The 20,936-nt window shown below is 43.0% G+C and carries 15 protein-coding genes and 1 pseudogene; 1 reads left to right on the top strand and 15 read right to left on the bottom strand.

All coding sequences use genetic code 11. The annotated features are described in order from the left end of the window. Positions 1 to 13 precede the first annotated feature (13 nt). The 8 genes from ACAN55_RS19600 to ACAN55_RS19565 all read right to left on the bottom strand — a co-directional run bounded on the left by ACAN55_RS19600 (position 14) and on the right by ACAN55_RS19565 (position 10,399). Positions 14 to 3,451 (bottom strand): S-layer homology domain-containing protein, encoded by a 3,438-nt coding sequence (locus ACAN55_RS19600; RefSeq protein WP_379136740.1) that lies wholly within the window; start codon positions 3,449 to 3,451, stop codon positions 14 to 16. A gap of 75 nt (positions 3,452 to 3,526) precedes the next feature. Then, positions 3,527 to 3,811: a hypothetical protein gene (locus tag ACAN55_RS19595; protein WP_379136737.1), complete on the bottom strand. Its 285-nt coding sequence runs from the start codon at positions 3,809 to 3,811 to the stop codon at positions 3,527 to 3,529. A gap of 118 nt (positions 3,812 to 3,929) precedes the next feature. Next, positions 3,930 to 4,796 (bottom strand): response regulator, encoded by an 867-nt coding sequence (locus ACAN55_RS19590; RefSeq protein ID WP_379136735.1) that lies wholly within the window; start codon positions 4,794 to 4,796, stop codon positions 3,930 to 3,932. Then, positions 4,793 to 6,715: a sensor histidine kinase gene (locus ACAN55_RS19585; protein WP_379136733.1), complete on the bottom strand. Its 1,923-nt coding sequence runs from the start codon at positions 6,713 to 6,715 to the stop codon at positions 4,793 to 4,795. Before ACAN55_RS19585 ends, ACAN55_RS19590 begins: the two co-directional genes overlap by 4 nt. A 344-nt stretch (positions 6,716 to 7,059) precedes the next feature. Next, positions 7,060 to 7,629 (bottom strand): SF0329 family protein, encoded by a 570-nt coding sequence (locus ACAN55_RS19580; RefSeq protein WP_379136731.1) that lies wholly within the window; start codon positions 7,627 to 7,629, stop codon positions 7,060 to 7,062. A 21-nt stretch (positions 7,630 to 7,650) separates the two neighbouring features. Next, complete coding sequence (locus ACAN55_RS19575) at positions 7,651 to 8,640, bottom strand: tRNA dihydrouridine synthase (RefSeq protein WP_379136728.1); 990 nt, start codon at positions 8,638 to 8,640, stop codon at positions 7,651 to 7,653. A gap of 163 nt (positions 8,641 to 8,803) precedes the next feature. After that, the gene (locus ACAN55_RS19570; protein WP_379136725.1) at positions 8,804 to 9,382 is read right to left on the bottom strand and encodes a DUF4256 domain-containing protein; all 579 of its coding nucleotides are present in this window, start codon (positions 9,380 to 9,382) and stop codon (positions 8,804 to 8,806) included. A 72-nt stretch (positions 9,383 to 9,454) separates the two neighbouring features. Next, on the bottom strand, positions 9,455 to 10,399 hold the full coding sequence (locus ACAN55_RS19565) for a LysR family transcriptional regulator (protein ID WP_379136722.1): 945 nt from the start codon (positions 10,397 to 10,399) through the stop codon (positions 9,455 to 9,457). A gap of 109 nt (positions 10,400 to 10,508) precedes the next feature. Between ACAN55_RS19565 and ACAN55_RS19560 the strand changes: the two genes are divergently transcribed. After that, on the top strand, positions 10,509 to 11,087 hold the full coding sequence (locus ACAN55_RS19560) for a LysE family transporter (protein ID WP_379136720.1): 579 nt from the start codon (positions 10,509 to 10,511) through the stop codon (positions 11,085 to 11,087). Positions 11,088 to 11,213: 126 nt separating this feature from the next. Here ACAN55_RS19560 and ACAN55_RS19555 read toward each other — a convergent pair whose 3' ends face one another. The 7 genes and pseudogenes from ACAN55_RS19555 to ACAN55_RS24260 all read right to left on the bottom strand — a co-directional run. Next, positions 11,214 to 11,561: a carbohydrate-binding domain-containing protein gene (locus ACAN55_RS19555; protein ID WP_379136749.1), complete on the bottom strand. Its 348-nt coding sequence runs from the start codon at positions 11,559 to 11,561 to the stop codon at positions 11,214 to 11,216. Between the two features lie 49 nt (positions 11,562 to 11,610). Further along, positions 11,611 to 11,808 (bottom strand): carbohydrate-binding domain-containing protein, encoded by a 198-nt coding sequence (locus tag ACAN55_RS19550; protein ID WP_379136718.1) that lies wholly within the window; start codon positions 11,806 to 11,808, stop codon positions 11,611 to 11,613. Positions 11,809 to 11,837: 29 nt separating this feature from the next. After that, positions 11,838 to 12,437: a hypothetical protein gene (locus tag ACAN55_RS19545; RefSeq protein ID WP_379136715.1), complete on the bottom strand. Its 600-nt coding sequence runs from the start codon at positions 12,435 to 12,437 to the stop codon at positions 11,838 to 11,840. Next, positions 12,434 to 12,883 (bottom strand): hypothetical protein, encoded by a 450-nt coding sequence (locus ACAN55_RS19540; RefSeq protein WP_379136712.1) that lies wholly within the window; start codon positions 12,881 to 12,883, stop codon positions 12,434 to 12,436. Before ACAN55_RS19540 ends, ACAN55_RS19545 begins: the two co-directional genes overlap by 4 nt. A 39-nt stretch (positions 12,884 to 12,922) precedes the next feature. Continuing rightward, positions 12,923 to 13,195, bottom strand: a complete 273-nt coding sequence (locus tag ACAN55_RS19535; RefSeq protein WP_379136709.1) for a hypothetical protein — start codon at positions 13,193 to 13,195, stop codon at positions 12,923 to 12,925. Positions 13,196 to 14,009: 814 nt separating this feature from the next. Beyond that, entirely contained in the window at positions 14,010 to 17,501 is a 3,492-nt protein-coding gene (locus tag ACAN55_RS19530) for an S-layer homology domain-containing protein (RefSeq protein ID WP_379136706.1), read from the bottom strand. A gap of 1,366 nt (positions 17,502 to 18,867) precedes the next feature. Beyond that, a pseudogene (locus ACAN55_RS24260) lies at positions 18,868 to 20,040 on the bottom strand (IS110 family RNA-guided transposase); the annotation flags it as partial. Positions 20,041 to 20,936 lie beyond the last annotated feature (896 nt).

Here is a 20,936-nt window from a genome sequence, read left to right as displayed (position 1 = left end):
CTGATATATCGTATTAAATAAGGTTGGATTTCTGGAGTAATCTTCTTACAATTACCGCCACCTCGGCTCTGGTTATTCTATCTTTGGGTGCAAGTTTAAAATCACTCATTCCGGAGACAATTCCCGCTTTTATACAAGCAGCCATACTTTCTTTTGACCATGTAGAAGATTGTTGTGCATCCCCAAACGCTGCAAGGAGTGCTTCGGCCTCGTTTGCCTTAACCTCTACATGAAGGCCCGTGATTGTCATAGCCTTATTAATCATGGTCATTGCCTGCTCCCGGGTTATCTTATCCATGGGACCGAATGTGCCGTTGCCATAGCCTGATATTATGCCATACTCATACGCTGTCTGAATATATGCACCATACCACTCTGTTGAGCTTACATCAGTAAACTGATGTATGCCTGTAACCGGTTGTAGCCCAAGTCCCCTTACCACAATGGCTGCAAATTCCGCTCTTGTAATGTCACGGTTCGGCTCAAATCTATCATGACCGACGCCACTGATGACCTTTCTTGACCCCATGTCATTGATTGCATCCTTTGCCCAATGATTCCCAGCATCCTTAAATTCAATCGGGTTCCAAATAACAGAATACGTACTATTGGTTAAGCTATTGATTTGCGCATAGTATTTCCCGTCCATTAGAATGACTTGTGTAGGCACATGGCGTACCGTACCGTCAGGATCTATGATGACCCCGGTTGTTACGTGTGTATGGTCCACACCTTCAGGTATTGCTATTGTTCTTACTACGTATGCATTAAATTGGTTAACGTCGATTGCCTTCCCCTTATATGAACACCTTATGTTAAATTCCATTGCCGGAGCAATGATCGTGAATTGGCCAGCCTTCTCTGCGTTTTCAACAATTTTCATTGTCTCCTGTGCTGGTTTTACGATTTCAATAGCTACTTTGATATCCTTAAGTTCTACGTCCTTACCCAGTTGCCCGGAAACGGCATCAATATTGATTTGCTGTGCCGGAAGAGTGTATGTAGCTACACCTGTTTTAACCTCGACTACAGCTTGCTTATTTTCCATATTCTTAACCATCTGACCATTAAGTTCACCAATGATTATATCGGAGTTTGTTTTAACAGGAATTGTCACAGTCGCCTTATCGCCTTCTGCCATCAGCTTCTGCTCAAGCTTCTGCACATCCACCGTCACAGTCGTGATTTTTTTGCCGTTTTCCGTAGTATCAGCAGCAGTACCTGCAATGATTGTTGTCCCATTGACTATAATATCAGCGCCCGAATTTGTTGCTGGCGTGGTAGTATTGCCACCGGAAGGCTGGGAAGAGATTGGCGCAACGTAAGCCCCGACTGTTAGCGCAAGTCTTGTGCTTTCGGTTGTACCCGTTTCCGTTAAGGAAACATAATACGTACCCGCTGGAAGATCGGTTGCGTGGGTCAAGGTCAGGGTATTACCAGAAGCGCTGGCGGTGACACCCGCTACAAGACTCCCCACTGTTGGCGCATTATATACTTTCCATGTGCCAGAAAGCACGGAACTAAGTGTAAAGTCTACCGCTAGCTGTGTGGCCGCTGATTTGCTGATCGTTGCATTGGTTACTGTCGGCGCTGTACTTTGAACCTGTATAAAGGTATGCGTGACCACCAAGTCGTCAACCGCATTTGCAGGCATGGTAAAAGTGAATGTAAAGGTATCTGTCGGGGCATCCCCAGAGGATACTGTTTTGGTAATACTTGCCGGTGCAGTAATTGTGCCTGCGTCTGCAGCACTTGTTAAGCCTATTGTATGGGTTCCTGACGCTGTTGCGGTACCCGACAGCGTTATAGTTACTGTTGCGGTAGCGCCTGCCACATATGACGAAGCCCCAAAGGTCGCCGTTGCGGTCACGCCACTTGCTGTCACAGGGTTTGTTGACGCACTGACAGCATAGGTTGGCGCTGCGTAAGCGCTGACTGTTAGCGCAAGTCTTATGCTTTCGGTTGTACCCGTTTCCGTTAAGGAAACATAATACGTACCCGCTGGAAGATCGGTTGCATGGGTCAAGGTCAGGGTTGTACCAGAAGCGTTTGCGGTGACACCCGCTACAAGACTCCCCCCTGTTGTCGCATTATATACTTTCCATGTACCTGTGAGTGCGGAATTAAGCGTAAAGCTTGCCGCTGCCTGTGTTGCAGATGATTTGCTAACCATTGCATTGGTTACTGTCGGCGCTGTACTTTGAGCCTGTATAAAGGCATCGCTGCCGGTACCGGCAACCGTTGCGACAAAATACATATTATTTGTGTTATATACAGCCGTTGAATCGCCTAGAGGTAAGTAGAAAGTCAATAGACCAAAGGATGTCGTTCTAACATGGGTCATGCCGTAACCAGTAGCCAGCCCGCCAAGGGCTAGTGTGCTGCTGACAACTTGGGAATTCACACCGGAAAGCGTCAGCATTGTTTTGTAGACAGGTGTTATGCCGTCACTCATCGTCGGCGTTGCACCGCTCACAGTGCCGTTTATGCTGCCGCCGGTGATTTTGAGGCTCTTTGTTCCAGTAACGTATCTACTTGCATCAATATCTCCTACGACCATGCCGCCATCTACGATGATGCTTGTACTACCGACAGACGCTGAAGCATCGGAGCCACCGCCGTATATACTGTTATCAATCATGCCTCCATTGACAGTGATGTTTGTACTACCAGCCACATTCGCTGTACCATGCCAGCCACCGCCGTTTAGCCCATTTATTGTGCCACCATTGACAGTGATGTTTGTGCTGTCATTGACAGAGCCGTTACTTCCGCCGCCAAATAAACTGGAGCTGATCGTGCCCCCATTGACCGTGATGTTTGTACTATGGACAGTCGATACAGGATACCAGCCACCGCCGGATAGGGTCTGTGTTGTGCCGCTATTGAAAGTGATGTTTGTGCTGCCGTTGACAGCACCGTATTCTGCGCCGCCTACTAAACTGAAGGAAATCGTGCCTCCGTTGACAGTGACGCTTGTACTACCAGTCGCTGAACCATACGAGCCACCGCCGTGAACAACACCAACCGTGCCTCCATTGATAGTAACGTTTGTGCTGACAACAGTCGCTGCGGCATTTTTGCCTCCACCTAGAATCTTAGCTATTTTGCCGCCCAACATGGTGATTTTTGTATCTCCCGCTAAAGCGGTTGACTGGTTTCCACCGTAAATATTGTATGATTGAAGGTCGTATCCAGTTACACCGCCGCTACCGGCTGGCCCGGAAATCGTTTGAATAAGGTCCACACCCGCATCAATCTGGCCATCTCCATCATTGTCAAGATACACGCATGTATAATTTGCCGTGGTTCCCGCTGTCAGTATGATGGCGTTTCCGTTTGCGTAAATATCAAGACCTGTAACTGTCACCGTCGATGCTGCCAACGCCGTCACTGGAAGGAGCATAAGTGTCAGACTGATTGCAAGCATAATACTAATTACTTTTTTCATTTTGAATCCCCCTCAAAATCGCTTCTAAATCTCTTGTGTATTCGATAATCAAACAACCTTGCTTATTTCAACACTCTAAGTAGCGTGTTTTTTATTCTCAGCAAAGGGTATGTGCCCAAACCCATCTGCCCCATACTCAAAAGCCTCAACCGCGTCTTCCTTGCGACTACTGATAAAAAGAACTTTTAACAGCCTCTCCCATTCTGATAAAGGCAATATCCGTTGGCCTGCCACGATTACTATTAACAGCAGCTTCATAGGTGGTAAAGCTTCTCTGAAAGCCAACATTTCACAACTATCTAAAATGTATTTCAAATTAGTTCGGCTTTGATCTTCCGGGTCAACAATGATATATTTCATGCGTAACTTCATCTCCCCCTGACACCGTTTTTATCATCATAAAACACCGTCTCTAAATTGAACCTAAACGAAAAAAGATCCTATAGGATTCTCCTACAGGATCTTGTCTAAAAATATCTTATTTATTTTTATTCCAACTCACCAGCAACCTTCTGCACATTCCATCTAGTTCAGCAGCTCTTGGCTGCGCCCATAAATATCCATTTCCTTCCATGTAACCCTTTTGTATTAGCTCCTCAAGCAAAAGGATATCTTCCTCCCTATTATTTGGCTTATCCTTAATCATCGCTTCGAACTGATATAGATCACAACTAACCTTATCTTTCACGACTCTGTAATTTCCGCGACTACCTTCAATAATGCCTGCGATACCTTCTTTTTCCAATCTTTTACGCAGCAAATAATTATTGGCATGAAAGTTTGCTTGGGATTTCTCAAAGTCATACTCTGGCCAAACGGCATCGGCTATCTTTTGCCAATCTACGGCTACCCCATTTTTGTGTACTAAAAAAGCCAGTATTTCCTTTGCCTTTGAATTCTTCCACACCATTGCCTCTCCGCTTAAGAATACTTCAAAGTCACCAAAGCATTGAATAAACAACTCCCTTGGCTTTGCAACCGTACCGTTTGTTTTCAATAATCGCTTGACTGTTTTTTCCATCCTATCTTTTTTGAGCGGCTTCATAATATAATCGATAGCTTGTAATTCAAAGGCCTCAACCGCATATTGGTTATAGGCGGTTACAAAAATAATCTCTATATTCTCATTCAAATCTAATATTTGCTGGGATAGTGCAAGTCCATTGATATCAGGCATTTCAATATCTAAGAAAACGGCATCCAGTGTGTGTTCTTGTAGATATCCTAACAGCTGTTCTCCTGTTTCGAACAGACCACATAGCTCAATTTCATTTATTTTGGATACCATTCTTTCAAACCTTTTTAGCGCATGCAACTCATCGTCTACTGCCGCAATCCGTATCACCGCGAATCCTCCTTCGGTATTACAAATCTTATACAGGTGCCACGTCCCACTTCACTTCTAATTTCAAGTCCTCTTCCGTACAATCTAAGAAGCCTATGGTGAATATTAAGGAGCCCCACACCTTGATCTTTAATTTCATCAGTCAAGAGCCGTGCAAGTTTCTCACCTTCAATTCCAACACCATCATCTTCAATCTCAATGCTTATACCATCCGGCAGCTGCCTGCCTCGTACGGTAACCGTTCCCCCAAGCTGCTTCTTTGAAATACCATGTCGAACTGCATTTTCCACTAAAGGCTGAAGTATAAGCATAGGGATCTGATGGTCTAAAGATATTTCGATTTCTTCAACTAACTGTAACTTTTGACCAAAGCGTGCCTGTTCAATATTGAAATATGTATCTACAAACTCTAGCTCTTTTTCTAAGGCCACCATTTTATCCAAGCTATTAAATTCCAAACAACCTCTTAAATAAATGGATAAATCTACGATGAGTTCACTAGCCTTGTCTCCATCTTCTTCACATACATTGGCTATGGCATCCAAGGCATTATATAAGAAATGCGGTTTAATCTGCGCCTGCAAAAACGACATCTCGGTTGCCATTATTTTGTCCTTTAGCCGATCAGCTTCAAGCAGATTTTCATTGTACAATACAAGCTTTTTATGGGTATTTGCCTGATGTTTGGCCTGGACATAAGACATTGCAATAACAACAGCAAAGTTTCCATATAAAAACATATTCGTTACATGGATACCCCCAATCCCGCTAAAATGAAGGATATCCTGATTTATAGTCAAACTATAAACACATATGGTGATATACATTAATATTGCGTTGTCTCTTTTTCTTATGACTGCCTTGATCATAACGCTAATGATATAAATCATTTGTAACAGCATGCTAATGTATAAATAATTAGTAAATAACGACATAAACTCCGTTGAGGTTAGTAATAGACAGTCAAAAAACAGAGTAGGCAATAAGATTAAGCCAAAACTGATTGTTCGATATTCCGAAGGATACAGACTTACTATAAACAGAATCACCATCGGAATTAAATTATAGCCTGTTAAATAATTAATATATGCTAATGCTTCGTATGAAATATTGGGGGAAAAGATCATTATAGGTAACTCACCCCATATTAATGAACGCAACGCTGTGATAAAACAAAGAATACTAAAAATGAAGGCTGTCCTGTTGTTTGTTTGCAACATAAAGAGCAATAAATAATAGACCCCGAATATAAGAACGCTGCCTATAAAAAGCAACTGGAGTGCCATCTGAGTCTCTCGATGTTGCTCTAATACTTGCTTTGATCCAAATACCGGGCTCTCTCGTAGGCCTCCTTTGGCATAATTCAGATTAGCTACCTGGACAATCAATTCCACCTCTTGCTTGTCGGTTGGCAAATCTATGATAAGCACCTGCGCGCCTTCTTTAAATTGGGTTGGCTGATCAGATACCTTTCCAACCTCAGCCGCAAACTGACCATTGACATAGAGCTTATAAGCAGTGGCAATATTTTGAATGCGAAGAGCTGGGTCCTTCAGCGTAACCGGGTACTTAATGTTCAAGCGGTAGGTAGCAACCCCCTTCTTGGAAAAGCTCTTATCTCCCGCCTTATTGTTATCCCAACTGCTTGGCACTTTTATAAGAGCGTCCATTTCGGGCTTATTCTCAGCGGTGAAATCTTGTGGGGTCAGCAATTGATCGAAATAGAATTCCCACCTGCCATCTAAGGCCACCCATTTATTTGGATTCAATTCACCCTCAGACAAATCAACCCTGCCATTGTCAAAGCGTTCTGACTTCGAGAATAGCATGACCCCAAGAGCAAAGATCATAACTGCAACAGATGCTATGATAAGGGGGATTCTTCTTTTAGTTGTCACATTCATCACTTCCCATCTCATCTCTTAGCATTCAAAAGCAGCTCGTAGTAAGGCCGGTATCTCGTTTAAAATGTAATGAATGGATTTGAGGTTTAAACATATGAAGTATAAACAATCGAAGAAACAGAATCAACGAATTTCCGACAAGCCCCTTGAGGGTTAACGGAGAGCTATCCGAAGGCAGGCGTCAGCCGAAAGAACGCAGGGACCAATGCCTTTTCATATGACTACATGGCAACGGGAGAAGCGAAATTACTTTAAGTTGCAGAAGGAGAAGAAATTTATTCATTACGCTCCATGAACTCACTTCAAAAAAAAGATAACCAAGGATACCCCTGGCTATCTAGATCATTCGCGGATTCACTTCACAATCCACTACGTCGCAGTTCATAGAAATACTGCACAACCGGATGCTTCAACTTCATCGTCTCAGCCATGCTCAAAATCCGCTTTTTCCCAACTCTCTTGTCCAGCAAAGCCAGAACATTCATTAATATCTCATTGCTCTCTAAGCTTTTCTCTATTGAAGTCGTTAAATACTTACTAGCCTCAACCATAAAATTCGATTTACTTAATAAAGCCTGAGCTGCCATAAGCTCTTTGGCAAGTTCTGTACTTTTTCTGTTTCTGGCCATTACTATCAGACGATCCTCCGGCACTTTGCCCTTGGTCTCTTGTCGAACCGCTTCAATTTCATCATTGCTGATAGGAATTTGAATATCCGGATCATTCTTAATTTCCAGCTCACTTTGATACCACTGGATCGCGTTCGTTTTATCACTCATATTGAGCACGTTCCTCTTATCTACCGAGATATAACAGGTACCTGATTTATCAGGTACATAGCGGTAAGCAGGCGCGCGGTATTCTACTCTTCCATTTAACGCAGGACTGAGAAAGCCCTCCAGTTGTTGCTTCAATTTGCTCCAGGACATGTGCTCCCCCTAGTTGTCAGCTTAATCCTCACGTTCCTCCGCCCCATCATGCTCCTTGCTTCCAAACTCATCGAGCAGCGCACGCACTTCGTTTGTGGACTTGGTGTTCATTAAGGTATTCCTTAATTCACTGGCCCCGCGGAATCCGCGAACATAGATCTTGAAGAATCGTTGAAGAGGGCTGAACGAACGTGGTGCCTGTCCTGAGTATTGATCATAGAGATCCAGATGCAGCCGCAGCAGATCAAGCAATTCCTCACTAGTGTGATCCTTCGGCTCCTGCTCAAATGCAAACGGATTGTGAAAAATACCGCGCCCGATCATAATCCCGTCCACACCGTACTCTTCAGCGAGCCTCAGGCCAGTCTGACGGTCAGGGATATCCCCGTTAATGGTCAGTAGTGTATCTGGTGCTATCTCATCACGAAGCTTCTTAATCTCCGGAATCAGTTCCCAGTGGGCAGGTACTTTGCTCATTTCCTCTCTTGTGCGCAGATGAATGGACAGATTCACAATGTCCTGCTGCAAAATATGGGTTAACCAGCCGCGCCATTCGTCGATGTCAGTGAAACCGAGCCTTGTTTTTACACTGACGGGCAGTCCCCCGGCTTTGGCCGCCTGGATGATCTCCGCTGCGAGTTCAGGACGGCAGATCAGGCCGCTTCCCTTCCCGTTCTCTGCTACATTCGCTACAGGACAACCCATATTAATATCGATGCCTTTGAAGCCTTCTTTCGCCATCCCGATGCTCATCTGACGAAAGTATTCCGGCTTGTCTCCCCAGATATGCGCTACAATGGGCTGTTCATCCTCTGTATAAGTTAGACGCCCGCGCACAGCATGGTGCCCCTCCGGGTGACAATAGCTCTCTGAATTCGCAAACTCCGTAAAATACACATCCGGTCTGCCCGCTTGACTGACGACATGGCGAAAAACAACATCCGTCACATCCTCCATAGGCGCCAGTATAAAAAAGGGGCGTGGTAAATCACGCCAAAAATTGTTTGTCATCTCATTAACCTCTCAATATATACCGGGACAAATCTTTATCCCGAAGTAATTAAACTAAGCAAAGTATATCATAACCCCGAGGGAATCATACTCACTACAACAAAGCCATGCCTCGATTAACGGGACACGGCTTTATTCTTTTGCTAAATGATATGGGATAAACTCAGACCCGCAGCGAGCCGCGGAACCCCCTGGCGCCATAGTAAGATTCCGCCCCATTGTGATACACAAAGACCGTATCGTAGCGACGATCGCAGAAGATGGCCCCGCCGAGCTCTCGAATACGATCAGGCGTATTCACCCAACTCGAAGTTTTTAAATCGAATTTACCCTTCGTCTGCAGTTCGCGGTATTGTTCTTCGGTTAAGATTTCAATGCCCATGTCGGCCGCCATATCTATCGCATTGTTCTGTGGTTTATGTTCTTTTCTTGATTCCAGCGCTTCCCGGTCGTAACAAATACTTCTCCGGCCTTTCGGACTTTCCGCTGAACAATCGATATAAATATACTCGTCTGCTCCAGCATCATAACCCGCCACATCCGGTTCTCCGCCGGTTCTCTCCATTTCCTGGAGTGACCATATTTTTTCAGAATGAGCTTCCAGCTTGGCCTGCACTTTATCCCACTCCAACCCCTGATGGCGGTTCATGTTTTTCTCAAAACGGGTCTTCAATGTTGTAAGAAGTTCTTCACGCTGATCCGGAAATAACTGTTTTGGTTCGCTGATCTCATGTTTTGTCATGTTCATTCTCCCTTCACTCCAGATACTCCTAATGTGCGATATCGTATTTCCATATGTGCTGACGAAATAGTGTCAACTTAAATGTAACCCAATACCCGTCCCATTTCCAATCGATTCACTGTGCTGCGTTCCAAGCTCTCGTCTCGTTGTCAGTTCAATAAAAAGCTTCATTACCGGATTCACCCATTTGTTCTTGTGATGAGCACATACTGCAGTTAATTTCCGGTCATCGATGGCCGTCCCGATTTTGAATAATTCACCGTTCTCCAGATCGTCTCTGACTGTAAAGGACGGCAGATAAGAAATCCCCAGATTATTTTTTACGAGATTTATAATGGTCGGGATGCTCCACAGTTCAATCGTATGACCCATAGTTATCTTCCGGGAACGTATATAGTCTTCAAAGATCTGGCGAAAAATACAGTCCGGCTCATTGATGATAAATGGTAAATCCAAATTCCGATCAGGCGTTATAAAATCGGGGAAGCTCTCCTTCGTTTTGGCAGAGGCGACGAGGTCCATCGTACATTCTCCAAGCTTATGGACTTCAAGATAATCTCCGGCATGACGTTCGTCGAGGTAAAAAACGCCTAAATCCGTTTGCCCGGTTCGCAGCTTCTCCAGAATCTCATAACAGTTGGTGGAGCGCAGAAACAATTTCGCCTTGGGGGCCAGTCGGTGGAATTCTTTGAGAACCGGAGCCATTTGGTAACATAGGATCGTTTCAGCCACGTCGACATACAATTCTCCCTTCAGTTGCTCCAGGCTCCCGCCTATTCCGGACAGTCGATCAAGCGAAGCAAGCACCTCATCCACATAAGGAATTAATTCCTTCCCCGCTTTGGTCAAATTCATATTCCGTCCAACTTTTTCAAAGATTTGAATAGATAACTCCTGTTCCAGCTGCTTCATCTGAAAAGTAATCGTGGACTGTGTGTAATTCAGCTTGGCGGCAGCTTTCGTAAAACTACCCTCGCCGATGATCGCTTTAAAGGTTTGAAGGTATTTTATATCCATGTTGCCCCCTAATAGTTCAATAATATTGATGTTTAATTTCGAAAATATCAATTTGTTCTATGGAACGGATGACTGTATTATATGAAAAAAGAAGGGAGCCTACAAGGTTATGAGTTATATTTTGGCCTATTTGCCTTATGCATTGATCACGGCGTTCACGCCCGGACCCAATAATATTCTGGTATTGAATGCGTTCAACCGAAACGGTATACGTAGGGGGAAGAACACTCTTCTGGGGGTTGCCGTTGGATTTAGCATAGTAATGGCGGTCTGCGCAGTCGGTTCTTTTGAATTGTTCCAGGACCTTCCTAGAATTATGGGTATTCTGAAAGTTATCGGTGCTGCATACATCGTCTGGCTTGCGATTCATATCCTGCGAAGTAAACCGAATGAAGCGACGACGGATGCGAAAGGCGACTTTTGGACCGCTTTATTGCTGCAATTTGTGAACGTGAAAATCATCCTGTACGCCATTACGATTTACAGCGGCTACATCCTTCCTAACTCCGACTCTAAAGTCCTGCTCGGCGTCAGCGCGATCTGCAATACATTGGTTGGCCTATCCGGCTGTGTTACATGGGCTTTGGCTGGCAGGCTTCTTCAACGGCAGTTCGCTAAGCATTATCGCATGATGAATACCGCTATGGCTGCGGTTTTACTATGGAGTGCTTTTCACCTTCTATGGTGAGGGAATACCTGTGGTCAGCATGAGGATAACGTTCGGGAAAAGAACAAAGAAGAGCGAATCTCAGGAGGTTCCTGAAATTCGCTTGGGTTCAGTGGTACACTTTTCAAATTTTATCCGGTTCCTAAACTATGGGCGCTTACTGCCTCTTCCTCCTCCCCCTCCTTGTCGAGACTGGGTGATTTCAGTGATTTTTTCACCATTGACTGTAACATCGCCACCATGTAGTTGAGCTGTACCATCCGCGTCAAAGGCTGAAGATGCTTCTACGTTAATGGTTCCACCATTAATATAGATATCACCGTTGGCATCAAATGCATCCGTATCACCACTACCCATACTTACATCAATTGTACCGCCATCAATATAGATATTCCCAAGAGCAGCATCCTCCTCGTTCTCGCTATGCAGGGCATCCTTATCTGTATCGATCGTAATCGTTCCATCGTTGATAAGAATGGCATCATTGGCCTCTATCGCATCCCCTGAGGAATGAATGGTATATACGCCACCGGTTATTTTGAGATCATCCTTGGATATCCGCTGCTTTCACATAAATAGCAGGTGCATCTTCGTTGATAATACTTACGCCATCAAGGACGATTTGCACTTTGGTATCCTCGCCAGCATCAACCACTACCGTTACATTGTCCACCTCACCGCTTAAGACATATTCTAATGCCCATACCTTTACCCAACCTGAACCAATCTTTATTGGGGACAAAAAAAGATGACTCCTATTTAATATAGGAATCATCTTACTGCTTCAAGATTCTTCAGATCTTCCTCAGAGATCATCTGGTAAGCCCCGTCTTGCTGAGGAAAAGCCACGCTTGCGACTATGTCCGCTTTAAACCTCGAATCCATGTCTCCGTTTCCAGTCTTTTCTGACAGAGGTGAAATTTTGACCATAACCAGTCCTGTCGGATATCCCTCCTGCTCCCGAACGATGTTAATCCAAGAGGTTCCGATTTCAGTAAGATGCTTAGCAGAATCTCCGAAGAAGGGATTCCAGTAAAATCGCTCCCCAGCCTTCACTGTGGTTTCCGCCTCGCTTATGCTTTCAAGTCTTCCCTGTTTCTCCATACATAAGTAATGGGTATCACTAGATATTTCGTAGGTCACTTCTTCGCTACCCTGCAGTTCGAACGGAATACCGGGGGTAACGCTTACGGCTACCGACCATCCTTCATTCCAGGGTATTTGAATCATCTCATTCGCAGGCACATTTACAGCCACTGGTTTCAAACCCTCTTTCGATTTAAGAGTACAACCAGTGCCAAGCAAAATAAATAAAAGGCCTGCACAGATGAACCATCGACTTGGTCTGCCAACTTTGGTTTTGAGATTCAATCCGGCACCCCCTCCCAGCCTACGAACCAAGCATCCCCAACATAGTCATTCCAATCAAGAATCAGACCTTTTGCCTGTACCTTCCATTCACAGAATGTGTTATCTGAGCCGAATATTTCGTACAAATAACCGTCATTTTGTTTATAGCGATCAAATTTGAGAATCTCTAGTTCCTTAAAGTCAGTACTTTCAATGTGCCTTAAATTCTTATCTTCTAGGAAAAGAGTTGCTTCACTGGAAATTGGATGTACGAAAATCAAACTGCATTTATCAGTATTCTTAGCCACCTCGTAAGGGTTGAGTGGATGACCTGCTAATATGTTTATGGATTCTATTTCTACAACAATTTGATTTTCCATCACTTGAATTTTCTCTACTACCGCATCATGAAAATCCAAGAGATCAAAGTATTCATCAGTCGTTGAGTATTTCCATATTTTCAACATTGATTCACCACCATGGTTTTTTATTCGCACAAATCAACATCAGAATCCAACGACTTCTTCAATTCGGCTGCGACTACATTCATCAACAAATATCATGTCACTTCCCCAAAAGTACTTACCACCTAAAAACTCACCAGTTTGATGATTTTTTCTAGCGAGCGTCTGAATGTTTTTATATGTAAAAAAAGAAGCAACCCATCTCGAGCCATCTTCAAATGTGACTATTGCATCAGTATTGTCATCATGTATGTTCCATTCTCCTTCAGCCCACTGCTCCGCCTCTATCCAAATGGTATATGGACTACCTTTCAACTGAATCCCTCCTCTTTTCATTGTAAAACCATTCTACCATATGTTGGATAATCATTTCGTGTCGGTCAATTTCACTTTGATTGTTGAGGAGATATGCACTCCCCCCTATTGCCAAGAGAATCATAGGTAAACCATCCCCTATAATCCAATCGTATCCTCCGCCCGCCTCCTTATGAGGACAAAAAAACACCCTCTCACTTAAGAGAGGGCAAACCCGCATTAACTTTTATTCGCTATTTTCTGTTCTGTTCAGAGTGAATAAACTCCTGCCAAAAAACAGCCCTCAAACCCGCATTCCACCGTTGCCCGAATAAATAAACTCTTGCTACAAAACCGTGCTTTTCTCAATTTCTCACTCAACTTTTTCTATCACGACTTTATTGAAATTCGCAGGGCCCGCCTCCTCCCGTTCCAATCGCCCTAACCCCGCGTCCAGCAAGGCATCTCAGCCTTCTCTCGCATTTATCTTTTCAACGTCAAATAGCTAACAATCCGTCGTCAGAGCAGGAGAAAACATAGGTGAAGTGCCGGGTTTAGAAAGAAATTAATCAGAGTCAGCGATCGATTAAAAAAACCGAGGAAACATATGAGAAAGTCTTAAAAACTGTATGCTTTCAATATAGCTCCGTTCTGGCAAATAGCTATGCACAAATTATCCTGTATCCATCTTCATCCAGAGTAGGGAGTGGGGGCAGGCTCTCTTTGCTCTCTTTGCTCTCTTTGCTCTCTTTGCTCTTCTCAAACTACTTCCATAAATGTACACAACATTTGAAACGGAGTGCCAAATTTTCTGCGGCACTCCGTTTTGGTGTACTTAGTTATTAATCAATTTTGATTCCACCAACAGATTTTTTATTGCCTGTGCTGCTTCCGCATAGGTCAAATTTGATTTTGGCGAAATGGTCATTGCCGTAGTTCCATTAAACACGTGTGCTGCCAATACGTCTTTTACATAGATTGCTGCCCAGCCACTTACCTTTGTAAAATCCATGTAAGTCATATATCTCTCTTTGTCTGTACCAGTAAGTTTCGTGATTTTCATTGCTCTCTGATACATCACCATGGCTTCTTCTCTTGTAATCTGGTTATCTCCTCTAAATGTACCATCCACATATCCAGAAACAATTCCATATTCATTTGCTATCAGTATAGCTAAGTTTCTTGCCCCTGTAACACTTACATCCTTGAAATTATTCTCATGAGTTGATCCCTCTCTATAAAGCCCCAAAGCTCTTACAATATACTCTGCAAAGTCTGCTCTTGTTATCGTCTTGTTTGGCTCAAATGTTTCTGCATTTAAGATTACTAGTCTTGATGCCATGTCATTTACTGCATCCTTAGCCCAATGATTTTCAACTGACTTAACTGTGACTGGATTCCAGACTACTGAGTAGTTTGAGTTTGTCAAGGAGTTTAAGCTTGCATACCACTTTCCATCTTTTTGATTTAATGATGTCGGTACATGGCTATAGGTTCCATCTGGGTTAAAAACGATACCCGTTGTAATCTTGCTTGGATCTACACCTGCCGGTATTTCCATGACTCTTTCTACATAGTTTAAGAACTTACTTATTTTTACATCATCAGTTTTTCCTGTTGCATTTGTTGTCTTTGCGACCACTTCAAATGCTGTTGGTGGGAATACTAGCTGTACTCCATTTGCTTTTGCTACTTCGTTGTATTTTGCTACAACTAAATCATCTAGTTTGGTTATCTGAACTTCAACTTTGATGTCTTTTAGTGAGGTTTCAGCTACTCCAAGTTCTTTTGCTACATTTGATATAGTTAATTCTTTTGCAGGAATAATGTACTCTACTGCGCCACGCTTTACTGATACATCAAAGGTATTAGTTTCTAGCTGTTTTACTATGTCACCTGTAAGTTCAACTTTTACCATGTCTGACTTTGTATCCGTAATAGGAATCTGAATAACATTTTGCTGTCCTGTTGAGTTGTTTTTTACTGCCTCATCGATCTTGCTTTCGATTACCTTGTTGTTTACTGCTACAGTTACTGTTGATTTACCATTTTCTGTTGAATTTGTTTCTGTTCCTGCGTTTTCAGTTTTGCCGTTTACTACTACATTTACTGCTCCAGTTTGAATTGTCGGAGTAGTTATGATACCGCCGTCACTGCTACCGCTAGATGTAGTGGTTACCGTAACGTTTACTCTATAATAGTTTACCGTTGTTGTATCTTGAGCGATTACCTTAATAATAAAGAAATCCCCACTGCTAATTATCCCATTTGCATAAGCTGTATCCGTAGCAAAGTTTGCTGTGGATGTACCTGAAGCATACTTCACAACTTTTACGGTTGCGTTGGCATTGTTCTTGTCAAAAATCGTGATGAAACTGCCTGCATTACTACTGTTAGATGCCTCCGCTGCTGTAATAGTCACATTTCCTGCTGTTTCATTGCTTAATATTGCATTTGGGGTTCCAATGTTTGTCACTGTTTGCCCTTTAACCGAAGGGGATGCTTTTAGCGTTGCATCATTGCTTGGTGCTACCACTGAAACCACTACTTCTACGGTTGCCGTGTGGCTTCCTGCATTTGCATATCCTACTGGTATGGCTCCCAGTGTAGCGGTGAAGGTATAGCTTCCTGCTACTGCTGGATTGTAAGTATCTGTATCTACCCATGTGGTTACAGGCACTGTTACTGCACTTGTATTTGCTGTTGCACTAGCTGGCAATGCTGCAATTACCGCTGCTGCATTAGCATAGGTTGCACTTCCTGCCGTTCCTGCACTTATGTTTGATATGGCATCAAATCCTGTGATTTCTACATCTGCCGGTGCTGAAACCACTACTTCTACGGTTGCCGTGTGGCTTCCTGCATTTACATATCCTACTGGTATGGCTCCCAGTGTAGCGGTGAAGGTATAGCTTCCTGCTACTGCTGGATTGTAAGTATCTGTATCTACCCATGTGGTTACAGGCACTGTTACTGCACTTGTATTTGCTGTTGCACTAGCTGGCAATGCTGCAATTACCGCTGCTGCATTAGCATAGGTTGCACTTCCTGCCGTTCCTGCACTTATGTTTGATATGGCATCAAATCCTGTGATTTCTACATCTGCCGGTGCTGAAACCACTACTTCTACGGTTGCCGTGTGGCTTCCTGCATTTGCATATCCTACTGGTATGGCTCCCAGTGTAGCGGTGAAGGTATAGCTTCCTGCTACTGCTGGATTGTAAGTATCTGTATCTACCCATGTGGTTACAGGCACTGTTACTGCACTTGTATTTGCTGTTGCACTGGCTGGCAATGCTGCGATTACCGCTGCTGCATTAGCATAGGTTGCACTTCCTGCCGTTCCTGCACTTATGTTTGATATGGCATCAAATCCTGTGATCTCTACATCTGCCGGTGCTGAAACCACTACTTCTACGGTTGCCGTGTGGCTTCCTGCATTTGCATATCCTACTGGTATGGCTCCCAGTGTAGCGGTGAAGGTATAGCTTCCTGCTACTGCTGGATTGTAAGTATCTGTATCTACCCATGTGGTTACAGGCACTGTTACTGCACTTGTATTTGCTGTTGCACTGGCTGGCAATGCTGCGATTACCGCTGCTGCATTAGCATAGGTTGCACTTCCTGCCGTTCCTGCACTTATGTTTGATATGGCATCAAATCCTGTGATTTCTACATCAATAGAAGGTGGAATTGCTGCCTCGAAATTCAAATCATCTATTGCCAGAATTAGGTCTACACCTGTGAAACGAACTTCATCAATATATTGCCATTCTGTGCCTGTAAAAGTAATAGTCCCCCCATACCCTGGGTTCGATCTCAAGTAATGTATAGAACCATAATTTCCACTGTTGGTGGCATTAATCGTATTCACCCCAGTGGTTACTTTTACTCCATTTCGATAACCTTCAATGGTTACTGTGGTTGAATTTGCACCATCAAAAACCCCTAAATCTAACTCCATTGATGCAATCTTGAACTCCGAGCCATTTGTGGAGCTCATACGAAAATCCATAGTACCTTGAACAGAAATATTATTCGAAAAATTATATAGAAGACCTAGATCACCACTAGGAGTAATTATAAAATTGGTGTCAGGATAGTTAACAGACATCTCTGCATTACTAGGACTTATTATACTATAAGTAATCCCATTAAGTAAAAATGGGTCTGTGAGCGCATTTCCACCATAACTTTCTAAGTTACTGCTATCAAACGTTTCATCAGCTAGAGCCGCAGCTACTGCAATAGGTGTATGAACAAATACCAACTGTACAATCAAAGAAATTATTAACATATAGCGAAAAAAATTTCGACTAGTATTCATACGTAAATTTAACATTTGTTTATCACTCCTTTTTTTTTGATAATTACGACTTAAAAATTAACAATTCATAAAAATTAACAACCCCCTTCAGAGGTCCCATAAACATTTAACACTTGAGAATCACCCTATCATTTGTATTCATCTCAACCTAGTTATTACATTACCATATTACATATTTTAAATAATCAAAAAGTCATACAATATCGGTTAAAATAGGTAAGTCTAATTAAATTGATACTATCTCAGTTTCACTGTTTGAAGCTTTCCTTGCTATAGGCATTTCCATTAATTTCTGACAGATTCTATTTTGCTTCTTAGGCTAATACTCCAGCATATTTTTTGTTATACTTCCAACCTAATTAATTAAGTACTTTTGTAATCTTTGATGCTCCATATATTTGATGTGAGTCATAGTAAGGTTCAATTATTTTCTTTTTATTTTTACATTTTTTAGTTGCCATTTTGAAGTTTTTCTGTTTCACGAACTGTAGTATCCTGATTTTGAAACGCCTATAAGTTTGAGCACACTGTTAACGGATATTTTGTGCACTTCTGCCTTTTGGGCAAATAATGTATAAATAACATTCGTTAATCATTCAGTATGCTCAAAGCTTTTTTAGAATTTATAAAGCATCTTTTACATCTTTCAATTCCTAACGTAAACGTACATTTTCTTTGTCTGCATCACTACTTAATTACCAGACCCGCAGTGTTCAACGATGCCGTCATTATCTTTTGCAACGGAATCCAGGCACTTAATGTTGATTTGCTTATTTACAATTCCTTTGCTCCTTCTTTTCCAGTTTATCCAGATGTGTCGTAGTAATTTACAGCGTCCTGATTATACTCTTTACTGTATTGCTTTTGATTTTTTGCTCCCCATTAAATTGGTCTCTTTTTTTTCATTTGTTTTATTATACCTTTGACTGACGTAAGACTCAATTTAACTTGTCCTAATTTTATACTATGAATAAGTTGCTTAACCAATACTATTTAATAGTCGCTCTACTATCATCTGTCTGATACCTCCTCATAACCAATGTATGGTTGATTTTTTCTGATTTTCAATTTAAACTGCTATGTCATCTATATTTCCGCCCTTTTTCCGGGGTCAAAAACGTCATTTTTTCGCTGTTTTTCTGCCCCGAAATCGACTCCAAAACCACTATATGTTGTGGTCGAACTCTACTTTTTATCGCCCGAACCACTTGTTCAAAATGAATAAACTCCTGCTAAAAAACCAGCTAATACTTGTCAAGGGTTTTGTATTGGTGATTCGTGTTCTTCTTGGTATACTACTTTTAAAGCATGACAAAAGAACCCTAATTAGCGTGAAGGTTCTGGATAAATATGGTTTTTGTTGTAGCTGGTAGGGCTGGTTCTTGCTAAGGATGGCGTATACGTGATGGAGAAGCTTGTTGGCGCAGGCGATCACGACCATCTTATAGGGCTTGCCCTCTTTTCTTTTTTTGTCGTAATATTCCCGTATGTTGGAATTTGTTCCTCCGCGAATACCACACTGTACAGCTAAATATAAAGCACGACGCAGCCTCTTGGAGCCGCGCTTCGTAATTCTTGAACTACTTGCCGTGAATTTCCCTGAACTGAATATTCCAGGATCTAAACCCGCAAATGCAACAAGTTGTTTGCTTCTTTAAACTGCCGAATGTCTCCGATTTCGGCGACAATCGCCGCTGCAAGCTTATCCCCGACACCCGGTACACTTCTCACCAATTCGACCTCTGGAAGTTTCGTTGCCATTTCATTAATTTTCCTCTCTAGTTCGCTCAGTTGCTCGGAGAACGCAAGCAGTAAGTCAACCATCCCGCGTAAAATGGTGGTTTGCGAACGACTCCTTGGCTGTTCGCTCCAGTGAGACAGTGCTTCCTCGAGCTGTTACACCTTGGCTCCTACCCACTTCCGGGAATGAGATCTCCCTACGCTTCTTTGAATGATCTCACTTAGATCCTCAGTTTGACCTTCCAGGCATTGAGCCAGTACTCTCAGTGCCGTAACAGAGTACATATCCCGAAATACCTTCTCATATGCCGGAAAAACTTGATCCAGCAAGGCCCTCATGTTTAACTTTGCTTGCACATACATCCCTGTCACAAACTCATGCTGCCTGGTGACATGTTGAAGCTCCGCAAACCCCTCATCCCACGTACGATGCGGTGTAACATCTCCCCGGTAAATACATATCGGCTAAGTGCCAGGCATCTGCAGCATCTGTCTTCACCTTGCGTAATTGTGTGCCTTTCGCTCGCTTTGCTTGTAACGGATTAACAATGAAATACGTCCATCCACTGCGCTCTAAATAGCCGACAAGTCCACGATGGTAGTGGCCCGTAGCTTCAAGAATAACGATTGGTGGATGCATTGTTTTTGTCTGTAGTTCCGCTAGAATCTCCCCTAATTGCTCAAAGCCCTCTTTCTCATGAGAAATCCTTAACGCTTTACTATACGGTTCATTCCGCTTTGAAAATACTTGTACCACACTGAATCTCTTGGCTACATCGACTCCCACTACAGGTTCCATAACAACCTCCTAAATCGTATTTGCCGGCAAACCTACGATGGTTCCAATCCCATAGCTTCGCTTGTGATGCGGGGTCTATTGCCCCTACCAGCTCAAACATGGTCATTGGGGATAGTAGGAGAACAGTTTTTTTGACGGGGTACTTCCCCAAAAGAGCCCACGTTCTCCCGGCTACCGCCATCTTAAGACACCTACAAAATTAGGCCAACCAGAAGTTTCTGGCTGACCTAAATAATACGAAAGAGCCCTCAAACCCGCATTCCACCGTTGCCCGAATAAATAAACTCTTGCTACAAAACACTCATTTCTTCAATTTCTCACTCAACTTTTTCTATCACGACTTTATTATTATCTGAATAAAGTCATGCTACACACACAGAGAAAGGCTTGAAACTCGCAGGGCCCGCCTTCCCCCGTTCCAATCGCCCAACCCCCACTTCCAGCAAGGTATCTCAGCCTTCTCTCGCCTTTTCTTCTCTATTTCAAATAGCTAACCATCTGCCGTCAGAGCAAGAGAAAACATAGGTGAAGTGCCGGATTTAGGAAGAAATTAATCAGAGGAAATGAACGATTAAAAAAGCCGAAGAAACACATGAGAAAGGCTTAAAAGCTGGAGGAAAAGAGTCGAGAAAAATATGGGGAATGCAGGGGTGGCAAGGGATTCCAGAGGTTATGGAAATAAAAAGGGAGCGAGAAAAAAGGTATGAGATGGGTGAATAGGCGAGGGGGGGCTGAGTAAAAGAAAGAGAAAAAAACCGAGCGAAATGCAGGAGGAAATCCCGAAAATCGGTCGGCTCTGCGGAATAACATGGATCTGGGTTTACCCCGTGCTCCATTTAGCGATTTTATGGTTTTATCACGACTTCATTCGATTTTTAGCACGTCTTTATTTGTAA

Source organism: Paenibacillus oryziterrae (genome assembly GCF_042610485.1).
Classification (GTDB): domain Bacteria; phylum Bacillota; class Bacilli; order Paenibacillales; family Paenibacillaceae; genus Paenibacillus_AQ.
Note: the sequence above shows the minus strand (reverse complement) of the source record. Positions and strands in the feature narration are given on the sequence as shown.